This is a genomic window from Nocardia sp. NPDC019219 (genome assembly GCF_040632645.1).
In the GTDB taxonomy this organism is placed as follows: Bacteria; Actinomycetota; Actinomycetes; order Mycobacteriales; family Mycobacteriaceae; genus Nocardia; species Nocardia sputorum.
In genome coordinates, this window is the sequence record NZ_JBEYCG010000039.1 from 1 (window position 1) to 2,154 (window position 2,154).

2 protein-coding genes are annotated in these 2,154 nt (G+C 65.6%); both read left to right on the forward strand.

All coding sequences use genetic code 11. From position 1 onward, the window contains the following. The first annotated feature begins 70 nt into the window (after positions 1-70). On the forward strand, positions 71-1,303 hold the full coding sequence (gene istA / locus ABZ552_RS34020; RefSeq protein WP_281873985.1) for an IS21 family transposase: 1,233 nt from the start codon (positions 71-73) through the stop codon (positions 1,301-1,303). Beyond that, the gene (gene istB, locus ABZ552_RS34025; protein WP_281873984.1) at positions 1,303-2,091 is read left to right on the forward strand and encodes an IS21-like element helper ATPase IstB; all 789 of its coding nucleotides are present in this window, start codon (positions 1,303-1,305) and stop codon (positions 2,089-2,091) included. Before istA ends, istB begins: the two co-directional genes overlap by 1 nt. Positions 2,092-2,154: the final 63 nt, after the last annotated feature.

Sequence of the window (2,154 nt, forward strand, 5' to 3'; positions counted from 1 at the left end):
TGTCAGCGCTCTTCGAAAATCCGGCCACCGGCGCTCTTTGAAAATCGGCCACCCATCCACGATCGGAAGGGTGATCTCAGTGCAGGAATGGGCGCAGATCAGGTATCTCCATGCGAGTGAGGGCCTGTCGATGCGGGCGATCGCGTCCCGGTTGGGCATCTCGCGGGACACGGTCTCGAGGGCGATTGCCTCGGAGTCGCCGCCGCGATACCAGCGGGTGTCGGGTCCCTCGGCGTTCGACGAGTTCGAGCCGCTGGTGCGGGAGCTGCTGGCGCAGTTCCCGGCGATGCCGGCGTCGGTGATCGCCGAGCGGGTGGGCTGGGCGGGGTCACCGTCGTGGTTCCGTAAGAAAGTCGCGGCCCTGCGGCCGCAGTACGCACCGAAGGATCCGGCGGACCGGCTGGAGTATCGGCCCGGGGATCAGGCGCAGTGCGATCTGTGGTTCCCACCGACACCGATCCCGTTGGGCGCCGGGCAGGTCGGGACACCCCCGGTGCTGGTGATGGTGGCTTCGTTCTCGAGGTTCATCACTGCGATGATGATTCCGACCCGGACCACCGCGGATCTGCTGGCCGGGATGTGGTCGCTGCTGTCGGGGCAGTTGGGGAAAGTCCCGCGCAGGCTGTTGTGGGACAACGAATCAGGGATCGGCAAGGGCGGACACCTGGCCGTTGGGGTGGTGGCGTTCACCGGGATGCTGGCCACCCGCATCGTCCAGTGCAAGCCGTTCGACCCGGAGTCCAAGGGCATCGTCGAACGCGTGAACGGCTATCTCGAGACCTCGTTCCTGCCCGGCCGGTCGTTCAGTTCACCAGGAGATTTCAACACCCAGCTCGCCGAGTGGCTGCCGATCGCCAACGCTCGACACGTCCGGCGCATCGCGGGTTCCCCAGCGGAGCTGGTCGGCATCGACCGGGCCGCGATGACGACACTGCCGCCGATCGCCCCGGCGGTCGGGTTCACCAGCCGCGCGAGGCTGCCGCGTGACTACTACCTGCGTGTCTTGGGCAACGACTACTCGATCGACCCGACGGTGATCGGACGGTTTATCGACATTCGTGCCGATCTGGATACCGTCACCGCCCGCTGCGACGGGCTGCTGGTGGCCACCCACCGCAGAGCCTGGTCGAAAGCGGTCACCATCACCGACCCCACCCATGTCCACACCGCTGCGCAATTGCGGGAAGCATTCGGACACAAACAATCTCGGACCGTCAGCGTCGATGACGGCGGGTTGGTGCGTAACCTCGCGGACTACGACACCTGTTTCGGCGTCGACTTCGGCGGCGAGGGTGTCGCGTGATGGCCGCACCCGCCGATACCGCCAAGCAGATCGAGTACTACGCCAACGCGTTGAAGGCCCCCCGCATCCGCGACAGCGCCGCCCGCCTGGCCGACCAAGCCCGCGACGCCGGCTGGACGCATGAGGAATACCTCGCCGCGGTCCTGTCCCGCGAAGTGGCATCCCGAGAGTCCTCCGGCGCCGAAATCCGGATCCGCGCAGCAGGATTCCCCGCCCGCAAAGCGATCGAGGAATTCAACTTCGACCACCAGCCCGCCCTCAAGCGCGACACCATCGCACATCTGGGCACCGGCCAGTTCATCACCAAAGCCCAGAACGTGGTGCTACTCGGGCCACCGGGAACCGGCAAAACCCACCTGTCGATCGGGCTGGGTATCGCCGCCGCCCACCACGGCCACCGCGTCCTGTTCGCCACCGCCGTCGAATGGGTCACCCGCCTACAAACCGCCCACCAGCACGGCCGCCTCGCCGCCGAACTGGCCAAACTCCGCCGCTACGGACTACTGATCGTCGACGAGGTCGGATACATCCCCTTCGAACAAGACGCAGCGAACCTGTTCTTCCAACTGGTCTCCAGCCGCTACGAACACGCCTCGCTGATCCTGACCTCGAACCTGCCGTTCTCCCGCTGGGGCGACGTGTTCTCCGACCACGTCGTTGCCGCGGCGATGATCGACCGAATCGTCCACCACGCCGACGTCCTGACCTTGAAAGGAAACAGCTACCGACTCCGCAACACCGAAATCGACACACTCCCGTCCATGCGGACAGACAACACGGCAGACTAAACAACCACCAAGTGGCCGATCTTCAACGAGCGCCACCGGCCTACATTTCGAAGAGCGTCGACA